The sequence below is a fragment of the Anaerolinea thermophila UNI-1 genome (assembly GCF_000199675.1).
Taxonomy (GTDB): domain Bacteria; phylum Chloroflexota; class Anaerolineae; order Anaerolineales; family Anaerolineaceae; genus Anaerolinea; species Anaerolinea thermophila.
Genome location: NC_014960.1, coordinates 2737039 through 2760250, shown reverse-complemented (window position 1 = coordinate 2760250; position 23212 = coordinate 2737039). Strand labels below are relative to the sequence as shown.

Below are 23212 nucleotides of genomic sequence, written 5' to 3'. Positions count from 1 at the left end.
GTCACATGGACTCACCGACTCTGTTCACAAAGCTCGCCAACGGCTTGACGGTGCATCTGAAAGAGATTCACACTGCCCCGCTCATCAGTCACTGGGTCTGGTATCGGGTGGGTTCTCGAAATGAAGTGCCCGGGAAGACGGGATTGTCTCACTGGGTGGAGCATTTACAATTCAAAGGGACGCCCCGTTTTCCGCCCTCTGTGCTGGATAAAGCCATCTCGCGGGAAGGTGGAGTGTGGAATGCCTTTACCTATCTGGACTGGACAACTTATTATGAAACGCTCCCCGCCGATCGCATTGGGCTGGCGCTGGAACTGGAAGCCGATCGGATGATCAACAGCGTTTTTGACCCTGCCATGGTGGAAGCCGAGCGTACGGTCATCCTCTCTGAACTGGAGGGCAATGAAAATGAGCCGCTTTTCCAGTTGGGACGCGCTGTTCAGCAAGCCAGTTTTCAGCATCACCCGTATCGCAACGAGGTGATTGGCAACCGCGAGGATTTGCTTCAGATCACCCTCGAGGATTTGGTTCAGCATTACCGTCAGTATTATGTCCCCAACAATGCTCTGATTGCCATCGCTGGAGACTTTCGTCTGGAGGAGATGCTCCAGCGGGTACGTGAGGTGTATGAAAGCCTTCCGGCGGGGGAGATTCCCCCTCGTAATATTCCCGTCGAACCGTCCCCTTCGGGAGAGAAACGACTGGAAGTTCACGGTCCCGGGGAGACGGCTTATATTCAGGTAGCCTATCGGGCGCTCCCGGCGGCGCATCCTGATTTTGCCGTTTTAATGGTGATTGACAGTTTGCTCTCCGGACCTGCCAGTTTGAATATGTTTGGCGGCGGTGGAATTTCCAACAAAACCAGCCGGTTGTACCGTGCGCTGGTTGAAAAAGAACTGGCGGTTGGCGTTGGCGGGGGGGTGCAAGCCACCATCGATCCTTTCCTCTTTGAAATCACCATCACACTTCCGCCGGTATATCACCCCGATCAGACGCTGAGAGCCTTCGATGAGCAGATTGTAAGGCTGATGGAAACTCCAGTGACATCGAAAGAGATTCAACGTGCGATTAAGCAAGCCCGTGCCCTCTTTGCCTATGGCAGCGAAAACATCACCAACCAGGCTTTCTGGTTGGGATATGCTGAAATGTTTGATCATTACGACTGGTTTGTGCATTATCTGGATCGGCTGAGTCAGGTAACCCCCATGGATGTTCAGCGGGTAGCCCAGCAGGTGTTGACTCCCCAGGGAAGAGTGGTCGGATTTTATCTCCCTGAAGGAAACCTTCCAGGAGGTGCTCCATGAGCCTGGCGCGTCCGGAGATTTTGCAGACTCTGCCCGGTCCGGAGGATATCACCCGTGTTGAATTACCTAACGGTATCGTTGTGCTGGTTAGAAGCAACTTTGAAAGCGCTTCGGTTACATTAAGCGGCTATTTACCGGCTGGGGGACTGTTTGACCCTCCCGAAAAACTGGGGTTAGCCCACTTTACTGCATTGGGGCTGACGCGTGGAACAGAACGTCATCATTTCCAGCAGATTTTCAATTTGCTTGAGTCGGCAGGGGCATCTTTGGGATTTGGCGCCAGTGTGTATAACATTAACTTTGGCGGTCGGGCGCTGGCAGAGGATCTCCCTCTGTTGCTGAGTTTGCTGGCGGAATGCTTGCGTATTCCGCGCTTCCCCCAAAAGCCCATTGAGCGTCTGCGTCGTCAAATTCTCACCGGTATCGCCATTCGTGACCAGGATCCGGCAGACCGCGCCGAAATGATGTTCGATGAAGTCCTTTTCCCCAATCATCCCTTTGGCAAGCCTACCGATGGAACCCGTCATACCATTGCCCGGATTACCCGCGAAGATTTACTGGCTTTTCACCGCCATTACTTTGGGCCGCGCGGGATGACCCTGGTCATTGTAGGGGCAGTATCTGCCGAGCAGGTTCTGGAAGAGGTTCAGCGCACGCTTGGTGATTGGCAAAACCCTCTTCAGCCGGCTTTTCCTGAAATTCCGGCGGTTGCTCCCCTTGCTCAGAGCGTGCGCAGCCATATTGCACTCCCGGGCAAGGTGCAAACCGAACTGGTGATGGGCACGCTGGGACCTTCACGCCTCTCGCCGGATTTCATGCCCGCCTCTCTGGGAAATAACATCCTCGGGCAGTTTGGGCTGATGGGGCGGATTGGCAATGTGGTGCGCGAACAGGAAGGCTTAGCCTACGAAGCCAGCACCAGTTTGAACGCCTGGAAGGACGCCGGCACCTGGGAAGTCACGGCAGGGGTCAACCCGGCAAATCTCCAGCGTGCCATTGACCTCATCCTGGCGGAGATTCGCCGTTTCATTGCTGAGCCGGTCAGTTGGGAGGAACTGCGCGACAGTCAGTCGCACTATCTGGGACGGTTGCCGCTCTCTCTGGAGTCCAATGCGGGGGTTGCCCATGCCATCCTGAATCTGGAGCGTTTTCAGTTGGGCTTGGATTACTATAAACGTTATCCGGCGCTGGTGGAGAGTGTGACCCCCGAACAAATTCTCGAAGTTGCCCGCCGTTGGCTGGACCCGGAACGGTTTGCCATTATCAGCGCGGGTCCCCCCATGGAGTGAAATGATTCTGCGTACCGGTGTGGATATTGTCGAAATTCAGCGCCTGGAGCAGGTCAATCCTGCCATCCGCGAGCGTTTTATCCGCAGGGTATTTACCCCGCTGGAGATTGAACTGGCGCGGGGGTCGTATGCCAGTCTTGCCGGGCGTTTTGCCGCAAAAGAAGCCGTTTCCAAAGCCCTGGGGACGGGAATCGGTCCGGTTTCCTGGCAGGATATCGAAATCCGCCGCGATGCCAGCGGCGCGCCGGTGTTGTATCTCCACGGCAGAGCCGCAGAAGTAGCCCGCTTGCTGGGACTCACCACCTGGTCGGTGAGCATCAGTCATGGGCGCACCCATGCGGTAGCCATGGCGGTGGCTTTGGGCGAAGGCAGGGAGTGAAATCGGAAACGACAGAAAGCCTTTCATCCCAAAAAAGAACATGCCCCTCAAGGGGGCACGTTCTTTCATTGAGACAAGGAGGAGGAACTACACAGCGATTTCATCTGCGGCAGCGGGCAATTGATAGCCCAGACCGCGCAGGGTTTTCTTCAAGTCAATCAGCGCTTTGCGCCCAAAACCTTCAACATTGAGCAGAGCCGCTTCGCCCTGTTCCAGGAGGGCAATGACCTGCCCGACGGTGGTGATGCCAGCCTTTGCCAGCGCTTCTGTGGGGCGGGTGCCCAGGTTAAGCGAGGCAATGGGTCGTTCCAGTGAAGTGCGCGCTTCTTCGCGGGCTTTTTTCTGCTCTGCAAAGGATTGGCGCGCCTGCAGTTTGCGGTAGAAGCGATCAACCTGTCCTTCAGTATCCACAATGCGGGTCTGCTCACCCGTGTAGAAGGGGTGGCACTTGGAGCAAATTTCGGTGCGGATCACTTTCTTGGTTGAGCCGGTCGTCCAGGTATTGCCGCAAGCGCAAATGACCTGTGCGTCGGGGTAGTACGTAGGATGAATGTCTTTCTTCATGCTCTTTTCCTTTCGACCGGCAATCCGTCTTTCTTTCACCGGAAAAGCGGGACGGTGCCGGATGCGAGGTAATAATTTTACTCAGTCACAGGGGCTTCCGGTTCGGGGATAACCGAAACCATCTTGCGCCCGTTGGGCAGGGTTTTGTAGACGACGATCCCATCAGCCACTGCGAAGAGGGTATCGTCTTTGCCAACCTTCACATTCAGCCCCGGTTTAATGCGGGTACCGCGCTGGCGAACCAGAATATTGCCCGAGAGCACTTTCTGCCCCGCATAGCGTTTCACGCCGAGGCGTTGGGAATTGCTGTCACGTCCATTGCGGCTGGAGCCGCCACCTTTCTTGTGCGCCATATCTCTTACTCCGCTTCAATCGAATTTACCAGCAAACGGGTATACGTTTGGCGGTGACCCGTCTTGACGCGAATGCGCTTCTTGGGGCGATAATGGAAGTTGATCAGTTTGGGTCCCTTGAAGTGCTCGACCACGGTTGCATTCACCGCTGCGCCTTTCACCACCGGCGCACCCACCGACACCTGCTCGCCATCTACGAGCAACAGGACACGATCCAGTTTGACCGACTGCCCGGGTTCAACCTTGAGCAGGTCCACTTCAATCGTGTCACCTTCGACGGCTTTGTACTGTTTGCCGCCCGATTCAACAATTGCGTACTTCATACACACTCCTCAATCTTCACTTCGCCTTGGTATCCGCGTTGTTGTCTTTCTCCCGCCGACCCAAGGGGAAGTTGGGGAAACAGATTTTTACCCCAGCCAGAGACCTGCCCGGGGCGAAGGGGAATTATACTGATGAATAAGGAGTCTGTCAAGCGCCGTTTTGAGCGCGGCGGATGATTTGACTGGCGGCGCGGTACAGCCGATCGCGGATTGCAAGCCCTAAACCACCGGTGCCAAAATCGCGTACCAGCAAAATATCGATTCCGGCTTCATCCATGGCGCGCATCCCCGCATACAGGTTGCGGGCTACCGCCGCCAGATCGCTCAGCGAGCCCAGCGCCAGCCGAGCCAGTGCAGGAAAATGAGCATCCAGATAGGTCAGGTCTTCATCCGCCACAAGCGCTCCCACCCGTAAGCCCTCTTTCTTTGCTTGAGCGACCTGATGGGTAAATTCTTCCCATAACTCTTGCGTTTGGGGAATTTCCAGCAGGATGAGGCGGGCATGATGAGGAGCGTAATGCTTATCCAGTAAGCCCGGCGAGGCTTGGGCTTCTTCCTGAGAGGCTTTTCTTTCCAGTAATTCCACCCGTCCCAAAACCGCTTCGAGCGCTTCGCGGGAAATTCCCCCCGGACGCAGGATGCGAGGGATGGGAGCAGTGATATCCAGCACGGTCGATTCCACGCCGATAGGAGTGGAGCCGCCATCCAGTACCATCTCGATGCGCCCTTCCAGATCGCGCAGGACGTGCTCGGCACTGGTGGGGCTGACGCCGCCAAAGCGGTTTGCCGAAGGAGCGGCAATGGCTAACCCGCTCATTTGCAACAGTGCCTGCGCCACCGGATGAGATGGCACACGCACGGCTACAGTATCCAGCCCGGCAGTGACAGAAAGAGGTACGTTGTCTCCGCGGGGCAGGATGAGGGTCAAGGGCCCGGGCCAGAAATGCTCTGCCAGGGTGGATACGATGGTCGGGATAGTTTTTACCACCATGGGGAGTGCATCTGCCGAAGGAAGATGGACAATCAGCGGGTCGTTTGCCGGGCGTCCTTTGGCTTCGAAGATGCGTTGAACGGCTCTGCCGTCCAGGGCGTTACCGCCCAATCCATAGACGGTTTCAGTGGGGAATGCCACCAGCCCGCCGCTTCGCAGGCATTCGGTGGCTTCCAGCAGGGCATCCAGTGCCGGGGAATGAGAATCGACAAAAATGCGACGTGTCACGCGCCCAATCATACCAGCCCGAAGCCATTTTCGCAAATTGGCTCAGCGCAGTTTGCGGTAATCGCCTTCTCGCACGGTGACCCCGATAGTATCCAGATGCTCCAGAAAGCCCAGCGCGTATTTGCGGGTGGTATTCAGCGCGTCGCGAAATTCTATGACGGTGAGGGTAGGGGAGTGTTGAAAGTGACGCTTGACCCAGTCGAGCATGGTGTCGTAATCTTCCTTGCGGAAGACCACATCCGGCGAGACCTGTACCAGCCTGCCACTTTCAACCAGCGCCTGATAGATTTCTTCACCTACCTCTGTCTGTGCTTCTCTGACCGAGGGAGGCGTAAAGGGTGCCGAGGCAAACCGGTTCAGCAGGCGGTCAATAAGCATCTGTTGCTGAGGGGTAAACTGTACCTTGAAAGCAGGCAAAGCCAGAGAGGTGCCCTCTTCCCGTAGCCGTCCTTCCTGTACCCAGCGTCTCAAGCAGGCATTGAAAACCCGTGCCGGCATTTTTAAGCGGCTTTTCAATTCCTCGCGGGGAATACCGCGTCTCAAAGAAAAGCGGGAGTGAAAGGCTTGCATTTCCTTTTGCAAGCGGTCGCATTCCATCTGCCATTTTTCCCGGGTAGTTGCCAGCAGGTCGCTTTCCGGAGAGGGGACACCTTCTTCGAGTAAAACCACGCTTTCTTTTTCAAGCAAGTACTGTAATGCGGGGGCCAAGCGTTCGGAACTCATTCGGGTGTGGCTGAGTGCCTCTTTCAAGGGCGCAATTCCCGCACGCTGTAAGGCTTCAAGAACGATTTCTTCCGGGTTGCCTTCCCGTAGGGCTTGCAGGCGCTGGAGAACTGCCGTGTCAAAGCGGCGGTACAGTTTGGGGGGATGCGGATCGAGCACCTCGCCGCCACCCAGAGTTTCGGCAGGGGATGGACGCCGCAGGATGTAGCGGTCGCCACGCACTGCTACCACCGGCTCGCGCAATACCAGTTGAAGCCAGCCCTCTTCGCCGGGATTTAAGACCTCCTTGCCCAGCAAGCGCACACGCGCAATGACTTCAGCACTGCCCAGGAAAAGTTTGACCTCGCTGGAATGGCGCAGGGGCAGGCTGAGATCAGGAAGCAGGCGAAAGTGCACGTCCAGCACCTGGGTGGGTTGATACGTCCCCGGGTGTGCCACCACCTGCCCGCGGCGTACCTCATCGACGTTCACACCACTGATGTTGATGGCGGTGCGGCTTCCCGGCACAGCCGTTTGTTCTTTGGTTTTGTGGGTTTGCAGTCCGCGAATGCGTCCGCGCAGTCCACCGGGGAGGATTTCCACGTCCTCGCCCACGCGAAAACTGCCATCCAGCAGGGTGCCGGTGACGATGGTTCCGAAGCCCGAGATGGTAAAGACGCGATCAATCGGCAGTCGGGGGCGTTTCAGGTCGGGGCGGGGTGGCTGCTGAGCCAGGCAGGCTTCCAGCGCGCTGACGAGTTGAGCCAGCCCTTCACCCGTCCGGGCTGAAACAGGGACAATCGGGGCATTTTCCAGAACCGTGCCGTGTACAGCATGTTGCACATCCGCACGCACCCAATCCAGCCATTCGGCATCGGGTGCCAGATCGGCTTTGGTCAGGGCAATCACTCCCGCGGGAATTTGCAGTAAATCCAGAATGGCAAGGTGTTCGCGGGTTTGTGGCATGATGCCTTCGTCCACTGCTACAACGAATAAAGCCGCATCAATGCCCCCTACACCGGCAAGCATGTTTTCGATGAAATCGCGATGTCCCGGCACGTCCACAATCCCCACCGACTCGCCGGATGGCAGGGTCATCCAGGCAAAGCCGAGGTCAATGGTCATCTCGCGCTCTTGCTCTTCCTTCAATCGGTCAGGATGAATGCCGGTGAGGGCAGCAACCAGCGTGGATTTCCCATGATCAACGTGACCAGCCGTGCCGATGACGCGCATAATTGACTTATCCGCCCCGTCCAAAGGTGCGGTCGTACTCTTCCATCCACTGATGCGCCAATGCCAGCAGAGTTTGCAGACGTTTCTGCGTTTCCTGGGTGATATTGTGCAGGGTATCGTTGATGTCCTGCAGGGCGTCCTGCAATGCCGTAAGTTGGTCCTGAATACGCTCGTTTTGACGGGCGTTTTCGCGCAGTTGTTCTTCCTGCACCAGCGTGTAGTTTGTCCAGCGTTTCTGATCGTCGGCGCGGAAAGTCATCCATTCCTGACGGAAGCGTTCCTCGGTCAAGCGCTGCATTTCGGTGATTTCGTTGATGCGCCGCTCGAACTTCTGGGTGATTTCCTCAAAGGCTTCCTGAGCGCGTTTGACTGCGCGGTGGGTGCTGTCCAGCGCCTGTGCCTGGGTATCCAGCCCCTGCGCCAGGCGTTCGATGGCTTCAAAGCGCGATTGCCAGTCTTTCCAGATGCGCTCGCGTTCCACCTGCATCATATTGACCTTATCTATGAAGGCGGTTTGGGCTTGACGGCGCTCGCTTTCGGCGGTTTGAATTTCTGTCAGGCGGGTTTCCAGTTTACGGCTTCCATCAGAGAGCAATTCCACTTTACCGCGCAGTTCTTCCAGCCGTTTGCGAATGGCAGAAACCTCGCCCTGCAGGTCGGTCATGCGCTTGGTTTCCTGTTTTTGAGCTTCTTCGATGAGCTTTTGCGCCCGACGGTATTCTTCTTCGGATCTGCGGGATTCCACCAGTTTCACTTCCAACCCCTCAATCAAACGGGAAAGGCGGAAGTCCTCTTCCACGCGCGCCTGCAGATTCTTGCGCAGTTCCGGCAAAATTTCGATGTTCTTGCGCAGTTCGCCGATGGCGCGGTTGAAGGTGTCCAGGTCATCCTGACGCACCTTCTCCATGTCTCGGTTGTACTCGGCACGCAGTCGTTCGATGTTCTCAATGGTGCGGGTAAATTCACTGCGTACCTGCAGAATGGCGGCGTCTATCTGGTCGAAACGGGTTGACAGGGTACTCAGGCGGGAAACTTCGCCTTCCAGTTCTTTAACTTTGCTCTGCACATCGGGCAGCCCTGCTTCCAGGCTTGCCAGTCGTTGCTCTAGGGTATCAATAATGGCTTTGTCTTTGCGACGCTCGCCTTCCAACCATTCAATTCGTTTTTGCAGTTGTTCAAGATCCATGGGGGTGTTTTCCTGTTCGAGGGTCCACAAATTTTCTGTTTGAGTCGAAAAAATTATACCTTATTCAACTAAGGTGCGTGTACAACTGCGGAAAGATTTGCCTGTGCTACAATCTTCTTATCCATAATGTTCTGTTTGGAGGTGTGCTGTGGAATATCGTTTGTTGGGTCGAACGGGTGTGCGCGTCAGCCAGTTGTGTTTCGGCACGATGACCTTTGGCGGCGATGCCGATGAAGAAACCTCTGCCGCGTTGTACCGCCGCTGTCGGGAGGCGGGAATTAACTTTTTCGACTGTGCCAATATTTATAATGGTGGTAAGTCCGAAGAACTGCTGGGGCGTTTTGTCAAAGGGCATCGTCAGGAAGTGATTTTGACCAGCAAAGTGTATTTTCCGCCCAACCAGGATGTCAATGCGCGCGGCGCAACCCGCCGTAACATTATGCTTAATGTAGAGGAAAGTCTGCGCCGTCTTGGCACCGATTATCTGGATGTGTATTTCATCCACCGTTTTGATGAACTCACACCGTTAGAAGAGACGCTCCGCGCGCTGGATGATCTGGTGCAGGCGGGCAAGGTGCTTTACCTGGGCGCCAGCAACTTTGCCGCCTGGCAAATTGCCAAGGCGCTGGGCATCTCGGCGCGTTATGGCTGGTCGCCGTTTGCGGTGATTCAGCCCATGTACAATCTGGTCAAACGCCAGGCAGAGGTGGAAATCCTCCCGCTGGCGCTTTCTGAAGGTTTGGGGGTGATTCCTTACAGCCCATTGGGGGCTGGCTTGCTGACAGGAAAATACGGTGTAACTTCCCGCCCGGAACAGGGCAGACTGGTGGAGCATCCCATCTACAAGGTGCGCTATGGCGATGAATGGATGTATGAGGTTGCCGAGCGCTTTGTGCATTTTGCGCGCGAGCGGGGCTACTCTCCCGCGGCGCTGGCAGTGGCGTGGGTGGGCAGCCACCCGGCGGTGACAGCGCCGATTATCGGGGCGCGCAATCTGGCTCAACTGGAAGAGTCACTCCTGTCGCTCCAAATTCAGATGACACCCGAACTGCGTGCGGAAATCTCATCGCTCTCTCCGGAACCGCCACCTGCTACCGACCGCACCGAAGAAGCCCGCGGTAAGGGCATGTAAAGGGTTTATCAGAATTTTATTAAAGAAGGGATGCCCTGCTTGACGATGCCCTTTGAGCATGGTATGATTATTTTCGAGTTTTTAGCACTCTACGTGTTAGAGTGCTAAATTTAGAGAGAGCCATGAACAGAGAACCGACCGAACGACAGAAATTCCTGCTGGCGCTGGTGGTGCATGAATATGTGCGCACGGCACTGCCGGTGGGTTCGCGTACCCTGGTGGAGCAGTATAAACTGGATATGTCTTCTGCCACCGTGCGCAACGAACTGGCGGCGCTGACCGAGATGGGATACCTGCGTCAGCCGCACACTTCGGCGGGACGGGTGCCTACCGAAGAGGGCTACCGCTTTTTTGTCGGACGGTTGATGCAGGAAACAGCCCTTCCCGATTCCACACGCCACACCATTACCCACCAGTTTTATCAGATGGGCACGGATGTGGAGCAGTGGATGCGCCTTGCCGCCAGCGTGCTGGCGCATCAGTCCCGTGCCGCCTCTCTGGTGACGGCGCCGCACCCTGAACGGGCGCGCTTAAAACATCTGGAATTGATTTCCACCCGCGGGCGGCAGGTGTTGATGGTGCTGGTGATTGTGGGGGGTGAGATTCGTCAGCGCATCCTCACGCTTTCTGAGCCGATTCCGCAGGAAAAACTTTCTGAGGCGGCGGAACGCATCACCCGTCAACTGCAAGACTGCGACGCGGACGGTATCCGCGCCGTGCGAAGCCGCTTCGATGGGCTGGAATACGATGTTCTTGGTTATGTGGTCGAAGATCTGGACAAGACCGAACGCACCATTGCGGGAGAAATCTTCACCGATGGGTTGACCAATGTGCTGGCAGAGCCTGAATTTTCTAACTCCGAAGAAGCCCGTCGGGCGCTTCGTCTGCTGGAGGAACGCTCGCTGTTGCAGGAACTGCTGGCTCGCACGGTATTTGCAACCAATTCGGTGGGTGGGGTTCAGGTGCTGATTGGAGGTGAAGGCACCTGGGAGGACTTGCGGCAGAGTTCCCTGCTTCTCACCCGTTATGGCGTGCCGGGGCAGGCGACGGGGACCCTGGGAGTGCTGGGGCCCATGCGCATGGCATATGGACGGACAATTTCCACCCTGCGTTTTCTGGCGGGATTGCTCAGCGATCTGGTTGCTGAAACGCTGGTGGAGGATGAAAATCACACCAACTAACTTTTGGCGTGGGTGATACCATGAGCAAACGGAGTAAAACAGTGAAACAAGAAGAAACCAAACCCGAAGCGGAGAGTGTTGTGTCCGAAACTCAACCTGCCGCTTCAGTTGATGCCGAACAGGTTGCCCAAACCGCTGAGACGGCAGAACGAGAGGCTTTAAAAGAGGAGGTTGAAGCCCTGCGCCAGCGGGTCAAAGCCCTGGAGGAGTACATTCGCGAACTGGAAGGCAAGCAAAAAGAGTATATTGAGGGCTGGGCGCGCGAACGGGCGGATTTTTCCAATTACAAGCGGCGCATCGAGCGGGAGCAGGCAACCCTTGCCCAGAATATTACCGGCGAGATTCTCAAAAAATACCTGCTCATTCTGGACGATATGAGTCGCGCCATGAAGATGCGCCCCAAAGATGGCGAAGCCGCTTCCTGGGCGGATGGTATTGAACTGATCTACCGCAAACTGCAAAGCATTCTGGACGCCGAAGGTATTCAGCGCATCCCTGCCGAGCAGGAAATGTTCGACCCCATGCGGCATGAAGCCATTACGTATGAGGAAAGCCCCGAGCATGAGAGCGGGCAGATTATCGAGGTTTTACAGGATGGTTATACACTGGGAGACCGTGTTTTACGACCCGCAAGGGTGCGAGTAGCGCGATAGGAGGCATAATTTACCATGGGAAAAATCATTGGAATTGATCTGGGAACTACTAACTCTGTGGCAGCCGTCATGATGGGCGGTGAGCCGGTCGTCATCCCTTCGGCGGAAGGGGAGCGCCTGGTACCTTCGGTGGTGGCGTACAACAAGAATCACGAACGTTTGGTTGGACGCCCTGCGCGCAATCAGGCAATCATCAATCCCGAAAATACCATTTTCTCCATCAAGCGCTTCATGGGGCGCAAGTACGATGATCCGGAAGTTCAGCGCACCATCAGCCGCGTTCCCTACAAAGTCACCAAAGCCCCCAATGGAGATGTGCGTGTGATTCTGGATGGACGCGAGTACTCGCCCCCGGAAATCTCCGCCATGATTCTGGCGAAAATCAAAGCCGATGCCGAAGCCTATCTGGGCGAGCCGGTAACGCAGGCGGTGATTACCGTTCCGGCGTACTTCAACGATGCCCAGCGCAATGCCACCAAGGATGCCGGTAAGATTGCCGGTTTGGAAGTGTTGCGCATCATCAACGAGCCGACGGCTTCTTCGCTGGCTTATGGTTTGGATAAAAAGAAGAACGAAGTCATTGCCGTGTACGACCTGGGCGGCGGCACGTTCGATATCTCCGTTCTGGATGTGGGCGATGGCGTTTTCCAGGTGCGTTCCACCAGCGGCGATACCTTCCTGGGCGGTGACGACTTCGACCAGCGCATCATGGATTACCTAATTAATGAATTCAAGAATGAGACGGGCATTGACCTGCGCAACGACCGCCAGGCGCTTCAGCGTCTGAAAGAAGCCGCCGAGAAAGCCAAGATTGAACTCTCCAGCATGCTTCAGACCGAGATCAACCTGCCCTACATTACCGCTGATGCTTCTGGTCCCAAGCATCTGGTGATGACCCTCACCCGTGCTAAACTGGAGCAACTTACCGGCGATCTGGTCGAGCGCACTCTCGAACCGGTGCGCCGCGCTTTGCAGGATGCCGGTTTACAACCCGGGGATGTCCACGAGGTGGTGCTGGTGGGTGGCATGACCCGCATGCCCGCGGTGCAGGAAGCCGTACGCCGCATGTTCGGCAAAGAACCGCACAAGGGCGTCAACCCCGATGAGGTAGTGGCAGTGGGCGCGGCAATCCAGGCGGGTGTGCTGGGTGGTGAAGTTAAGGATATCCTCTTGCTGGACGTCACCCCGCTGACCCTCTCGGTGGAGACGCTGGGCGGTGTAGCCACGCCGTTGATTGAGCGCAACACCACCATTCCCACCCGCAAGAGCCAGATTTTCTCCACCGCTTCTGATGGACAAACCCAGGTGGAAATCCATGTGGTGCAGGGCGAACGCCCCATGGCGGCGGATAACAAATCGCTGGGCCGCTTCATCCTGGATGGCATCCCGCCGGCGCCGCGCGGTGTGCCGCAAATTGAGGTGACGTTCGATATCGACGCCAACGGTATCCTCAAAGTGACCGCCATGGACAAAGCCACCGGCCGCAGTCAGCATATCACCATCACGGCGTCTTCCGGGTTGAGCGAAGCCGAAATTGAGCGCATGCGCAAGGAAGCCGAAGCCCATGCCGAAGAGGACCGCCGCCGCAAGGAACTCATCGAGACCCGCAATCAGGCGGATAATACCATTTACACCGCCGAGAAATTGCTCCGCGAACAGGGAGAGAAGATCCCTGAAGATCTGAAGAAGCAGTTGAATGAGCAAATTGTGCAGGTGCGCAATGCCATGAATGGCGACAACATTGCCGATATCCGCTCCAAGTCCGATGCCTTGATGCAGTTGGTGCAGAAAGTGGGTGCCAGCATGTATCAGAGTGGCGCGCCTGCGGGTGGTGACGGCTCAGGCAGCGCAACCGGCGAAACCCAACCCGGCGGTGATAACGTCGTGGATGGCGAGTTTAAAAATCTGTAAACATTGAAGCGGGATTCCCCTCGTTGGACAATGTGGATGAGGGGAATCCCTCAATCGTGATACAATTCAGCGAGTGGTCTTAAGAAAAAGGCCACTCGCTTAGTGGTGACTATGACACAGAGAGATTACTACGAAGTACTGGGTGTTCCACGAACGGCTACACCGGAAGAGATCAAGTCTGCTTTCCGGAATTTGGCACGTCAGTACCATCCGGATGTCAACAAGAGCCCGGATGCTGAAGAGAAGTTTAAAGAAATCAACGAAGCCTACGCGGTGCTTTCGGATGCCGAAAAGCGCGCCGCTTATGACCGCTATGGACATGCCGGTTTGAACGGCATGGGCGGAATGCCCGATTTCTCCACCATTGACCTGAGCGATATCTTCGAGGAATTGTTTGGCTTTGGCATTGGTATGGGAAGTCGCCGTGCCAGCCGCAATGCACCGCGCCGTGGCGCGGACCTGAATACCACCCTTACCCTGACCTTTGAAGAAGCCGTTTTTGGCTGCGAGAAAGAAGTCGAGTTTACCCGCGACGAGATTTGCTCGTCCTGCCGGGGCAGCGGTGCCGAGCCGGGCACGCGCCCTCAACGCTGTGTGACCTGCGGCGGGCGCGGCGAAGTGCGCCAGGTGCGCCAGACTATTTTGGGTTCCATGGTACAGGTGATTACCTGCCCGACCTGTAATGGCAGCGGAGAGGTTATTGATTCACCCTGCCGAACCTGCCGCGGGCGGGGATTGGAGCGCAAGACGGTGCGCAAAGTGGTTGCCATTCCGGCTGGTATCGACAGCGGACAACAAATCCGCCTGGCAGGTGAAGGTCAGCCCGGAGTCAATGGCGGCCCCAATGGCAACCTGTACATTGAGATTCAGGTTAAACCGCATGCCTATTTCCGACGCAAGCAGGATGATATTCTATTGAATCTGAACATCAACATAGCCCAGGCAACCCTGGGCGCTGAGGTGGAAGTGCCAACGATTGACGGCAAGACCACTCTGAGCATTCCCCCCGGAACTCAGCCCGGCAAAGTATTCACTCTGAAGGGCAAGGGTGTGCCTCATCTTCGTTCCAATGGGCGCGGCGACCAACTGGTGATTATCAATGTGGAAGTGCCTACCCGCCTGACCCAGGAACAACGCCGCCTGTTTGAACAGTTAGCCCAAACCTTAGGGAGCGAAGTGAAGCCGCAGGAAAAAAATTTCTTCGAACGCTTGCGAGACTTTTTCTAAATCTAAATTCCGGGGCGCTGAGCATAGCGCCCTTTAACTTTTGTATTGAGAGGTTGTTATGTCCAATGCTCCCCACTGGCTGGAAGTATCCATTACTGTTGACCCTGAACTGGGCGAAGCCGTTTCGGAAGTACTCAGCCGGTTTGTCTCCGGCGGCGTAGTGGTAGAAAGCGCCGTGCGTTATAACGATGCCGAAGACGAAGGCACGCCCTATGGTCCGGTCAAGGTGTACGGTTATCTTCCCATTGATGAGCATATTGAAGAAACCCGCCAGAAAGTGACCGAAGCCCTGTGGCATTTGGGCCAGATTCAACCGCTTCCCGAACCCTCTTTCCGTACCATTCAGGATGAAGACTGGATGGCGGCATGGAAACAGCATTACCGCCCCATTCCTGTGGGAGAGCGTCTGCTCATTCTGCCGGCATGGATGGCGCCCAACCCCGGAGAAACCCGCATCCCGGTGAAAATTGATCCCAGCATGGCGTTTGGCACGGGAACGCACCCCACCACGCAGTTATGTATGGCTTTTTTGGAGGATACGGTCATTCCCGGTAAGCCGGTCATTGATGTCGGGTGCGGCTCGGGTATCCTTTCGATTGGCGCGCTCAAACTGGGCGCCAGCCATGCCCTGGGGGTGGATATTGACCAGGCATCGGTCATTTCCACCCGTGAAAATGCTGAAGCCAACGGCGTACTGGAGCGCTTGGAAGTGGGCTTGGGTTCGGTGAGCGAGATTCTTGCCGGCAATTTCAGCCTTACACATGCCCCGCTGGTGCTGGCGAATATCCTTGCGCCGGTGATTATCCGCTTGTTCGATGCAGGATTGGCAGATCTGGTCAGCCCGGGTGGAACGGTAATTCTCAGTGGTATACTTGACACGCAAGCCCCGGATGTCCTGCTTGCCGCCGCCCAAAAAGGGCTGAAGTTCGTCGAACAGCGCCAGATCAACGATTGGGTGGCATTGCGCCTGATTAAACCGGTCTAGCCTGAGCAGGTCATAAAAAATCCCTCTCTCGCATGGGGTTGGAGAGAGGGATTTTCTTTTAAAAAACTCCCCTGTTATTCAGGGAAATTGCCTAAAATGTTCTCGATGCGTTCCAGAATGTCATCGTCGAGTTTTTCGGCAATTTCGGCGGCGCCCAGGTTTTCGTCCATCTGCTCCAGGCTGGATGCGCCGGTAATCACTGCGCTGACTTCTTTGCGGCGCAAAATCCAGGCGATGGCGAGTTGGGCGGTGGTGGCGTCCAGTTCGTTTGCCAGTTCGGTCAACTGCCGCACGATGGCAATGCGCTCCGGGGTGATTAAATCCCTCAGCCAGCCCATGCTTTCCATGGACGCCCGACTGCCCGCCGGAATGCCCTCGTTATACTTGCCGCTCAAAATGCCAAAGTACAGCGGACTGAAAGTAGTCAGCCCGATGCCGTAATCGCGGCACACCGGTGCCAGGAAATTCTCCACCCGCTTGCGGTGGAACATGTTGTACTGGGGCTGTTCCATGCTGGGACCAATCAGGTTGAGCGAGCGGGCGATGCCAATGGCTTCCATAATCTGATGCGGCTCCCACTCCGAAGTGCCCCAGTAGAGGATTTTGCCCTGACGAATCAGGTCATTCATCACCCAGACGACTTCCTCCACCGGTGTATCCGGATCGTAGCGGTGGCAGAAGTACAGGTCGAAGTACTCTACCTGCATGCGTTTGAGCGAGGCATGAATGGACTCCATCACATGCTTACGGGAGAGCCCGCGCCCGTTGGGCCCCGGCATGGTGGGCCAGAAGACCTTGCTGGAAAGCACCAGCGCTTCCCGCGGCAAGCCGCGAATCGCGCGCCCCATAAGCACTTCGGCTTCTCCGCCGGCATACACGTCGGCGTTGTCGAAGAAATTGATGCCCTGATCATAGGCGGCATGGATGAGTTCGGTGGCAGTCTTTTCGTCAATTTGACTGCCAAAGGTCACCCAGGCGCCCAGACTGATTTCGCTGAGTTTGAGACCGGTGCGTCCCATCCTGCGGTAGTGCATATTTGCCTCCTTTAGCAAGCGGGAATGGGCTGGCTAGAGTTCTTCCCCGCCGCCGATTCCCAAGGGTTTCCATTTTTCTGTATCCGCGCGCAGACGGTGCAGACCGCCGCCGCGGTTGTGCAGTTCATCGAAGTGCTCCGGTTTGATGAACATGGCATCGCCATCCAGCAAGCCGGTGATGCCGGTTTGTCCGGGTTCGGGGCGTTTGTTCTGGCAGTACGGGCAGGTTTTGGGGTCGTGTGGCTGATAGGTGATGGGTTCTTCGTAGGTGGTGATGTAGCCTTCGTAGTTGCGCAGGATGATTTTGTGGTCGGACATGCTGATGAGATAGTTGGGCATGACCGGAATCTTGCCACCGCCACCCGGGGCATCCACCACATAGGTAGGCACGGCGTATCCCGAAGTGTGACCGCGCAGACCTTCGATAATCTCAATGCCTTTGGCAACCGGCGTGCGGAAATGCCCGGCGCCTTCCACCAGATCGCACTGATACAGGTAGTAAGGGCGCACGCGGATGCGCACCAGATCCTGTACCAGTTTGCGCTGAACATGCACGCAATCGTTCACCCCTGCCAGCAGTACGCTCTGATTGCCCAGCGGAACGCCTGCCCGCGTCAGACGGTCGCAGGCATCTGCCAGTTCCTGGGTGATTTCGTTGGGGTGGTTGACATGGATATTCATCCACACCGGATGATATTTGGAGACCATGTCGCAAAATTCCTGGGTGATGCGCTGGGGCAGGAATACCGGCACGCGACTGCCAATGCGGATAATCTCGATGTGTTCGATTTCCCGCAGGCGGGAAAGCAGTTCTTCCAGCAGTTTAGGCGCCAGGGTCAGCGGGTCGCCGCCGGAGAGAAGCACATCGCGCACCTGCGGCGTGCGCTTGAGGTATTCGATTTGCATCTCAAATTCAGCGCGCGAGAAGGTGGCGCTGGGGTCGCCAACGATGCGCGAGCGGGTGCAGTACCGGCAGTACGAGGCGCACTGGGTGGTGACCAGCATCAGCACGCGGTCGGGATAGCGGTGCACCAGTCCCGGCACCGGCGAATGGCGGTCTTCTGCCAGCGAATCTTCCATCATGCCGGTAAAAGGCACAATTTCCTCTGCCCGGGGAATGACCTGCTTACGGATGGGATCGTCGGGGTCGTCCGGATTAATCAGTGAAACGAAGTAGGGGGTAATGTCCACGCGAAACAGTCCCTGGGTCGTCAGGGCTTTGCGTTCGCTCTCGGTCAGGCGCAGAACCTGCTCAAAATCTTCCACACTGTTCAGGCGATGACTCAACTGCCAGCGCCAGTCGTTCCATTTCTCATCTGGAACATCGCGATAAATGGGGGCACGTTTATTGGCGGGAAAGGCTACCGGGGACATGATTTACACTCCTTTGGCTTGGAAAAAAAGAATAAAAGTAAAGTACAGAAAAAATCCGCTTCACGAAAGAAGCCTCCCCGGTGGCGGGTCGTGGTCGGGACGGAAGAATCCTAACGGTAAAGCGATCAGATACCACGTTCTCACATTTTCATTGTACAAAATCTCCTCCCGCAGGTCAAATTCTTGTTAGTTCTTTGCTGTTGTACAGGTTGCGTCCAACCGGCTCTGGTGTCTGTATAATCGAAGTGGATGGAAAGATGGTGAGCGAGAAGACCCAATCTCAGGCATTTGTGAACGAGGCACTGCCGGAGTTGTTTCACCGCAACCCGGATACCTTTGTGCGTCTGCTGGAGCGGGATGGCACACGACTCCTGCGTTTTTATTGGGAAGAAGCCGGAAAGCGGGTGAAGCCGGAAAATTTACGCGATGCTTTTGGATTGAATTATCTGACCTATCAGCCAAACCGCCGTACCACCATTTACCTGATTACTCTGCCAGAGCCAAAATCCTATGGAGAAGCCTACTTCGCGGCGCTGGTGTACCGTCCGTACCGCGTATTGTTCCTTTCTTCGGATGTCTCGGGGGTGTACTCCCTTGAGCGGATTCCTTCCGAGGCAGGCAGTGAGGATACTCTGCTGGTGGAGTGGACAAAACGCCTGCACCGCGTAGAAATTCGCAGGGGCGTTCCACCGGAGAAAAACGCATTCCTGCAAGCCGTATGGAATGAACTGGGAGAGTAAAAACACCTCCCCCGAAAGGCTTTCGGGGGAGTGGGGAGATTACTGGAGTTTTGCGGCGCGGGTAGCGAAGTAAAAAGGCAGGTATTCGCTCAGGACTTCCTCTCCGGGCGGGTTGCGGTCTTCGTAAAAACCCGTCAGGACAAAACCGGCTTCCAGTTGACCGCCAATCTGATCGTTATAGGTGTGGCTGAACTCCAGCGGAATGCCCTTTTCACGGCATTCCTGCTTTTGTGCTTCGGTCAGACCGTGCAGGTCGTCGTAGGGCAGTTTCCAGCGCACTTCCAGACGGCGCTGTTCCCAAAGGATGCTGGCATCGAAAAGATAAATTGCCGGGTTGTTAAAACCCGCCAGCAAACTGCCGCCGCGCCGCAGGACGCGGTATGCCTCGCGCCACACCGGGCGCACTTCCGGGCAAAAGCAGTTGGATACCGGATGGACGATGCAGTCGAAGGATTCATCGGCAAATGCCGAGAGGTCGCGCATGTCGCCCTGTACCAGGCGGATGTGCAACCCTTCCCGTTCAGCCACTTCGCGGTCGCGTGCTAACTGCGCGTCCGAAAGGTCGAACACGGTCACCTGGTAGCCTGCCGCGGCAAGCAAAGGTCCCTGCTGTCCACCGCCGGAAGCCAGACAGAGAATCTCCGCTCCGGGTGGCGGAAACCACCCCCGGGGTACGGGGATGGTTGGGGTCAGGTAAATCTCCCACTCTCCCCGGCGGGCGGCTTCCACCTGTTCATGCGAGACCGGAATCGTCCAGCGGTTTCCCTGTTCCACCTGACGATTCCATGCCCAGCGGTTATATGCCAGAAGGTCTTGGTCGTTCAATTTAACTCCGAATCCTGGCGCCCAGTTCCTGCTCCAGCCGGCGGATGATGCGCTGGCGGATGGAAGCGGCATCCTTGTCGGTCAGCGTGCGATCCAGGGCTTGATAGGTCAGGCGGTATGCCAGGCTCTTTTTCCCGGCGCCGATTTGCTCGCCGCGGTAGATGTCAAACAGGCGCACCGCCGTCAGCAGTTTCCCGCCGCCCTGGCGCAGGACTTCTTCCACCCGTGCCGCAGGGATGTCCTCATCCACCACTACCGCCAGGTCTTCCAGTACCGGCGGGAAAGCAGGCACGGCGCCAACTTCATACGCTACGGGGATGCTTTCCAGCAGGGCTTTCAGCGAAAGGTCGCCCGCCAGCACCGGCGCCGTGCCGAAGTCGTAATGCTCCTTCACTTTGGGATGCAGTTCGCCGAACACGCCCAGCACACGCTCGCCGGAAAGCACCTCGGCGCATTTGCCGGGGTGGAAGGTGCTGTTTTGCGCCGGTCGGTAGGTCACATCGGGAATGTGCAGGGCTTCCAGCAGTCCTTCGAGGATGCCCTTGAGGTCGTAGAAATCCATCGGGGTCACCTCTTTGCGATCCCATGCCGGGGGCTGACGGGTGCCGGTCAGCACCAGGGCTACCCGCCAGTCCTCGTTGGGCAGGGTCTGCCCTTCAACCGGCAGGAAGACCGGACCAATCTCGAACAGCGCCAGCCGTTCGCGCAGGCGGATGTTGCGCTCGGCAATTTCCATCACCGAAGCCAGCAGACTGCGCCGCATGACACTGCGATCCAGCGAGATGGGGTTTGCCAGCCTCAGGTATGGCGCGGAGCGTTCCGGAGCGTCGTCCAGATAAAGCCGATGCTCGCGCTCCGGGACGGTCATGCGGTAGGTGATGACTTCCTGCAAACCCAGACGCACCAGCGCATCGCGCACCTTTTCGGTGGGGGCTAAATCCGGGTCTTCCTGCAACGATGGCAGAGGGTCTGCCAGACGCCGCGCCGGGATGCGGTCAAAGCCGTACAGACGGGCTATCTCTTCGATGAGGTCGGCTTTGCCCACCAGCCCTTCGCCGATATCCAGCCGATGGGGCGGGGTCTGCACGTGCAGGGTCTCGCCCTCTCTCTGGCAGATGAAGCCCAGACGGCTGAGCAGGGTTTCTGCCTCGGCAAGGCTCAGGTCAATGCCCAGCGCGCGGCGAATCTCCGCGGCGGTGAGGTCAATCTCCGGGTCATGGTGAGGTACGGGATAGGCGTCAATCAGGTCGGCGGCAATCTCTCCACCGCTCCAAAGCGCCATGCGTTCCAAGCCCAGTTTCACCCCTTCCGGCGCCAGCGCCGGGTGGACGCCGCGCGAGAAGCGGTAGGCGGCTTCCGAGTTGAGTTTTTGCGATGCCACCGTCTTGCGGATGTTAATGAAGTTCCAGGATGCGCCTTCCAGCAGGACATCGGTGGTCTGCTCGGTTACTTCTGTCTCGGCACCGCCCATCACCCCGGCGATGGACAACGCACCCGCCGTATCGCACACCAGCACGGTGAAGTCGTCCAGTTTGCGCTCCACGCCGTCCAGCGTGGTCAGGGTCTCACCGGGCTTGGCGCGTCGGGTGATGATGGTGGGCGGGTTGCCGTTGGCGCGCCGCACCAGTGCCTGATAGTCGAAGGCATGCAGGGGTTCGCCGATTTCCAGCATCACGTAGTTGGTGGCGTCCACAATGTTATTAATGGGGCGCATGCCTGCCAGGCGCAGGCGCAACTGTACCTTGTAGGGGCTGGGCTGGATGCGCACGTTGCGAATCAGTCCCAGCACAAAGCGCGGATTGTATTCCGGCTCGGTAATCTGGATGGCGGCTTTGCCGAGGATGCTCTCGCCCGTGGCGGGCAGGGTGGTGCGGGGCAGGCGCAGGGGCTTGCCGGTCAATGCGGCAACCTCGCGGGCTACGCCGAGAATAGAGGCACACCGCGCCATGCTGGGCAGGATCGAAACGTCCAGCACCGCATCGCCCATATACTCCACCAGTGGCATGCCAGTGGGGGCGTCGGGATCGAGCAGGATGATGCCCTCGTGTTCCTCGGAAATGCCCAGTTCTTTTTCTGAACATACCATCGAGTAGGATTCTACGCCGCGAATCTTGGCGCGTTTCAGCGTGGTGAGCACCTGTCCGGGCTGGTGTCCATCGTAAATCCGCGCGCCTTCTTTCGCATAGGCTACCTTGAGCGGTTGGGGCAGGGGTCCCTTGCCCTTGTACTCGAACAGGTTCGGGGCGCCGGTCAGGACGGTGTGTTCCTGCTGTCCATCATGCAGACGGCACAACACCAAGCGGTCGGCGTTGGGATGGGGCATGACCTCGTCAATTTGGGCAACGACGATTTTGTCCGGCTCCCAGGTCAGCCCGCTGTAATGAAACTCGTGGCGCTCGGCGGGGGGCATGGGCAATCCCACCAGTTGGATTTCTTCCACTTCCAGCCCTGCCATGGTCAGCAGGCGCGCCAGTTCCTCAAGGTTGAGGTCAATATCCACAAATTCTTTCAGCCAGGAAAGCACGACTTTCATAGTTAGAACTGCTCCAGGAATCTGACATCATTTTCATAAAGGGAACGAATGTCCTGAATGGCGTGGCGCAGCATGGCGATGCGTCCGGGACCCATGCCAGCGGCAAAGCCGGTAAACTTTGCCGGGTCGTAACCGCCGTGTTGCAGAACGACAGGATGCACCATACCGCATCCCATGATTTCAAGCCAGCCAGAACCTTTGCATACACTGCATCCCTTGCCATGGCAGATGACGCATTCCACGTCCATCTCCGCGCTGGGTTCAGTGAAGGGGAAGTACGAGGGGCGCAGACGGGTGCGCAGACGCTCGCCGAAGATGCGGTCGGCAAAATCCTGCAGGGTGCCTTTCAGGTCGGCAAAGGTGATATCATAGCCGACGGCAAGCAATTCCACCTGGGTAAACTGGATGTCTTTGCGGGCACCGGCTTGCTCGTAGCGGTAGCACATGCCCGGCAATACCACCCGCACCGGTTCCGGCGCGAACTGGCGCATGGCATGAATTTGTCCCGGTGAGGTGTGGGTGCGCAACAGCAACCCCGGGGTGGTCAGGTAGAAGGTGTCCCACATGTCCCGCGCGGGGTGGTGCGGGGGAATGTTGAGGTAGGTGAAGTTGTACTCGTCGGTTTCGATATCCGGTGAACTGTACACCTGAAAGCCCATCGAGGTGAAGATGCGCAGAATTTCCCGCATTGTCTGAGTTTCGATGTGGTGGCGTCCTAAAAACGGGCGCCGTCCCGGCAGGGTAACATCCAGTTTCTGGCGGGTCAATTCCTCTTCCAGTGCGGCGCGGCGCACGGCTTCCAGTTTTTCCTGGTAAGCCGCTTCCAGCGCTTGCTTGACGGCGTTGGCGCTCTGCCCGATTTGCGGGCGCAGTTCTTTGGGCGCCTGTCCCAGGCGGCTGAATACCTGCATCACCGGGGCATTGCGTCCCAGGTAAGCCACCCGCCAGGCTTCCAGGCTGGCGGAGTCGTTGGCTTCAGCCAGCCGCTCCAGCCCTTCCCGGCGGATGCGTTCCAGTTCTTGCAATTCGTCCATTCTCCCTCCAATTACAACGAAGGTGTAGTTG

The 23212-nt window shown here is 57.1% G+C and carries 21 protein-coding genes and 1 pseudogene; 10 read left to right on the top strand and 12 right to left on the bottom strand.

Annotation, left to right across the window (positions count from 1 at the left end; all coding sequences use genetic code 11):
• The first annotated feature begins 5 nt into the window (after nucleotides 1-5).
• Genes ANT_RS12545 through acpS form a run of 3 tightly spaced genes read left to right on the top strand, consistent with a single transcriptional unit; the run spans nucleotide 6 to nucleotide 2972 of the window.
• Nucleotides 6-1304, top strand: coding sequence for a M16 family metallopeptidase (locus ANT_RS12545; protein WP_041455660.1), 1299 nt, complete (start codon nucleotides 6-8; stop codon nucleotides 1302-1304).
• Nucleotides 1301-2593 (top strand): M16 family metallopeptidase, encoded by a 1293-nt coding sequence (locus ANT_RS12540; RefSeq protein ID WP_013560897.1) that lies wholly within the window; start codon nucleotides 1301-1303, stop codon nucleotides 2591-2593. The genes ANT_RS12545 and ANT_RS12540 overlap by 4 nt, the downstream gene beginning before the upstream one ends.
• Nucleotide 2594: 1 nt before the next feature.
• The gene (gene acpS, locus ANT_RS12535; RefSeq protein ID WP_013560896.1) at nucleotides 2595-2972 is read left to right on the top strand and encodes a holo-ACP synthase; all 378 of its coding nucleotides are present in this window, start codon (nucleotides 2595-2597) and stop codon (nucleotides 2970-2972) included.
• Between the two features lie 87 nt (nucleotides 2973-3059).
• On the opposite strand, the gene ANT_RS17900 is transcribed toward acpS, so the two are convergent.
• The 7 genes and pseudogenes from ANT_RS17900 to ANT_RS12505 all read right to left on the bottom strand — a co-directional run bounded on the left by ANT_RS17900 (nucleotide 3060) and on the right by ANT_RS12505 (nucleotide 8552).
• Nucleotides 3060-3344 (bottom strand): DNA-directed RNA polymerase subunit alpha C-terminal domain-containing protein, encoded by a 285-nt coding sequence (locus ANT_RS17900; RefSeq protein ID WP_269447660.1) that lies wholly within the window; start codon nucleotides 3342-3344, stop codon nucleotides 3060-3062.
• Nucleotides 3327-3536, bottom strand: a pseudogene (gene rpmE, locus ANT_RS17895) (50S ribosomal protein L31); the annotation flags it as partial. The gene ANT_RS17900 and the pseudogene rpmE, both read right to left, overlap by 18 nt.
• Before the next feature lie 77 nt (nucleotides 3537-3613).
• The gene (gene rpmA / locus ANT_RS12525) at nucleotides 3614-3889 is read right to left on the bottom strand and encodes a 50S ribosomal protein L27 (RefSeq protein WP_013560894.1); all 276 of its coding nucleotides are present in this window, start codon (nucleotides 3887-3889) and stop codon (nucleotides 3614-3616) included.
• A 5-nt stretch (nucleotides 3890-3894) separates the two neighbouring features.
• The gene (rplU, locus tag ANT_RS12520) at nucleotides 3895-4212 is read right to left on the bottom strand and encodes a 50S ribosomal protein L21 (protein WP_041455032.1); all 318 of its coding nucleotides are present in this window, start codon (nucleotides 4210-4212) and stop codon (nucleotides 3895-3897) included.
• Nucleotides 4213-4360: 148 nt separating this feature from the next.
• Nucleotides 4361-5431: an L-threonylcarbamoyladenylate synthase gene (locus ANT_RS12515; protein ID WP_197534064.1), complete on the bottom strand. Its 1071-nt coding sequence runs from the start codon at nucleotides 5429-5431 to the stop codon at nucleotides 4361-4363.
• 42 nt (nucleotides 5432-5473) lie between these two features.
• A complete protein-coding gene (gene selB / locus ANT_RS12510; RefSeq protein WP_013560891.1) occupies nucleotides 5474-7366 on the bottom strand; it encodes a selenocysteine-specific translation elongation factor in 1893 nt (630 codons plus the stop codon).
• Nucleotides 7367-7373: 7 nt separating this feature from the next.
• Nucleotides 7374-8552, bottom strand: coding sequence for a coiled-coil domain-containing protein (locus ANT_RS12505; RefSeq protein ID WP_013560890.1), 1179 nt, complete (start codon nucleotides 8550-8552; stop codon nucleotides 7374-7376).
• Between the two features lie 148 nt (nucleotides 8553-8700).
• Between ANT_RS12505 and ANT_RS12500 the strand changes: the two genes are divergently transcribed.
• From ANT_RS12500 to prmA, 6 genes are all read left to right on the top strand, one after another.
• Nucleotides 8701-9684, top strand: a complete 984-nt coding sequence (locus ANT_RS12500; RefSeq protein ID WP_013560889.1) for an aldo/keto reductase — start codon at nucleotides 8701-8703, stop codon at nucleotides 9682-9684.
• A gap of 122 nt (nucleotides 9685-9806) precedes the next feature.
• Nucleotides 9807-10865 (top strand): heat-inducible transcriptional repressor HrcA, encoded by a 1059-nt coding sequence (gene hrcA / locus ANT_RS12495; RefSeq protein ID WP_013560888.1) that lies wholly within the window; start codon nucleotides 9807-9809, stop codon nucleotides 10863-10865.
• 41 nt (nucleotides 10866-10906) lie between these two features.
• On the top strand, nucleotides 10907-11518 hold the full coding sequence (gene grpE / locus ANT_RS12490; protein ID WP_049784905.1) for a nucleotide exchange factor GrpE: 612 nt from the start codon (nucleotides 10907-10909) through the stop codon (nucleotides 11516-11518).
• A 15-nt stretch (nucleotides 11519-11533) separates the two neighbouring features.
• Nucleotides 11534-13429, top strand: coding sequence for a molecular chaperone DnaK (dnaK, locus tag ANT_RS12485; RefSeq protein ID WP_013560886.1), 1896 nt, complete (start codon nucleotides 11534-11536; stop codon nucleotides 13427-13429).
• Nucleotides 13430-13540: 111 nt separating this feature from the next.
• Nucleotides 13541-14656 (top strand): molecular chaperone DnaJ, encoded by a 1116-nt coding sequence (gene dnaJ, locus ANT_RS12480; RefSeq protein WP_013560885.1) that lies wholly within the window; start codon nucleotides 13541-13543, stop codon nucleotides 14654-14656.
• A gap of 58 nt (nucleotides 14657-14714) precedes the next feature.
• On the top strand, nucleotides 14715-15641 hold the full coding sequence (gene prmA / locus ANT_RS12475; RefSeq protein WP_013560884.1) for a 50S ribosomal protein L11 methyltransferase: 927 nt from the start codon (nucleotides 14715-14717) through the stop codon (nucleotides 15639-15641).
• Nucleotides 15642-15715: 74 nt separating this feature from the next.
• On the opposite strand, the gene ANT_RS12470 is transcribed toward prmA, so the two are convergent.
• Entirely contained in the window at nucleotides 15716-16675 is a 960-nt protein-coding gene (locus tag ANT_RS12470) for an aldo/keto reductase (protein ID WP_013560883.1), read from the bottom strand.
• A 33-nt stretch (nucleotides 16676-16708) separates the two neighbouring features.
• Entirely contained in the window at nucleotides 16709-18049 is a 1341-nt protein-coding gene (gene kamA, locus ANT_RS12465; RefSeq protein WP_013560882.1) for a lysine 2,3-aminomutase, read from the bottom strand.
• A gap of 257 nt (nucleotides 18050-18306) precedes the next feature.
• Between kamA and ANT_RS12460 the strand changes: the two genes are divergently transcribed.
• The gene (locus tag ANT_RS12460; RefSeq protein ID WP_013560881.1) at nucleotides 18307-18789 is read left to right on the top strand and encodes a hypothetical protein; all 483 of its coding nucleotides are present in this window, start codon (nucleotides 18307-18309) and stop codon (nucleotides 18787-18789) included.
• A gap of 39 nt (nucleotides 18790-18828) precedes the next feature.
• Here the strand turns inward: ANT_RS12460 and ANT_RS12455 are convergent, their stop codons facing one another.
• The 3 genes from ANT_RS12455 to pheS are packed head-to-tail and all read right to left on the bottom strand — an operon-like array spanning nucleotide 18829 to nucleotide 23181.
• On the bottom strand, nucleotides 18829-19614 hold the full coding sequence (locus ANT_RS12455; protein WP_041455031.1) for a class I SAM-dependent methyltransferase: 786 nt from the start codon (nucleotides 19612-19614) through the stop codon (nucleotides 18829-18831).
• A 1-nt stretch (nucleotide 19615) separates the two neighbouring features.
• On the bottom strand, nucleotides 19616-22147 hold the full coding sequence (pheT, locus tag ANT_RS12450; protein WP_013560879.1) for a phenylalanine--tRNA ligase subunit beta: 2532 nt from the start codon (nucleotides 22145-22147) through the stop codon (nucleotides 19616-19618).
• Between the two features lie 2 nt (nucleotides 22148-22149).
• Entirely contained in the window at nucleotides 22150-23181 is a 1032-nt protein-coding gene (gene pheS, locus ANT_RS12445; protein ID WP_013560878.1) for a phenylalanine--tRNA ligase subunit alpha, read from the bottom strand.
• Between the last annotated feature and the right edge of the window lie 31 nt (nucleotides 23182-23212).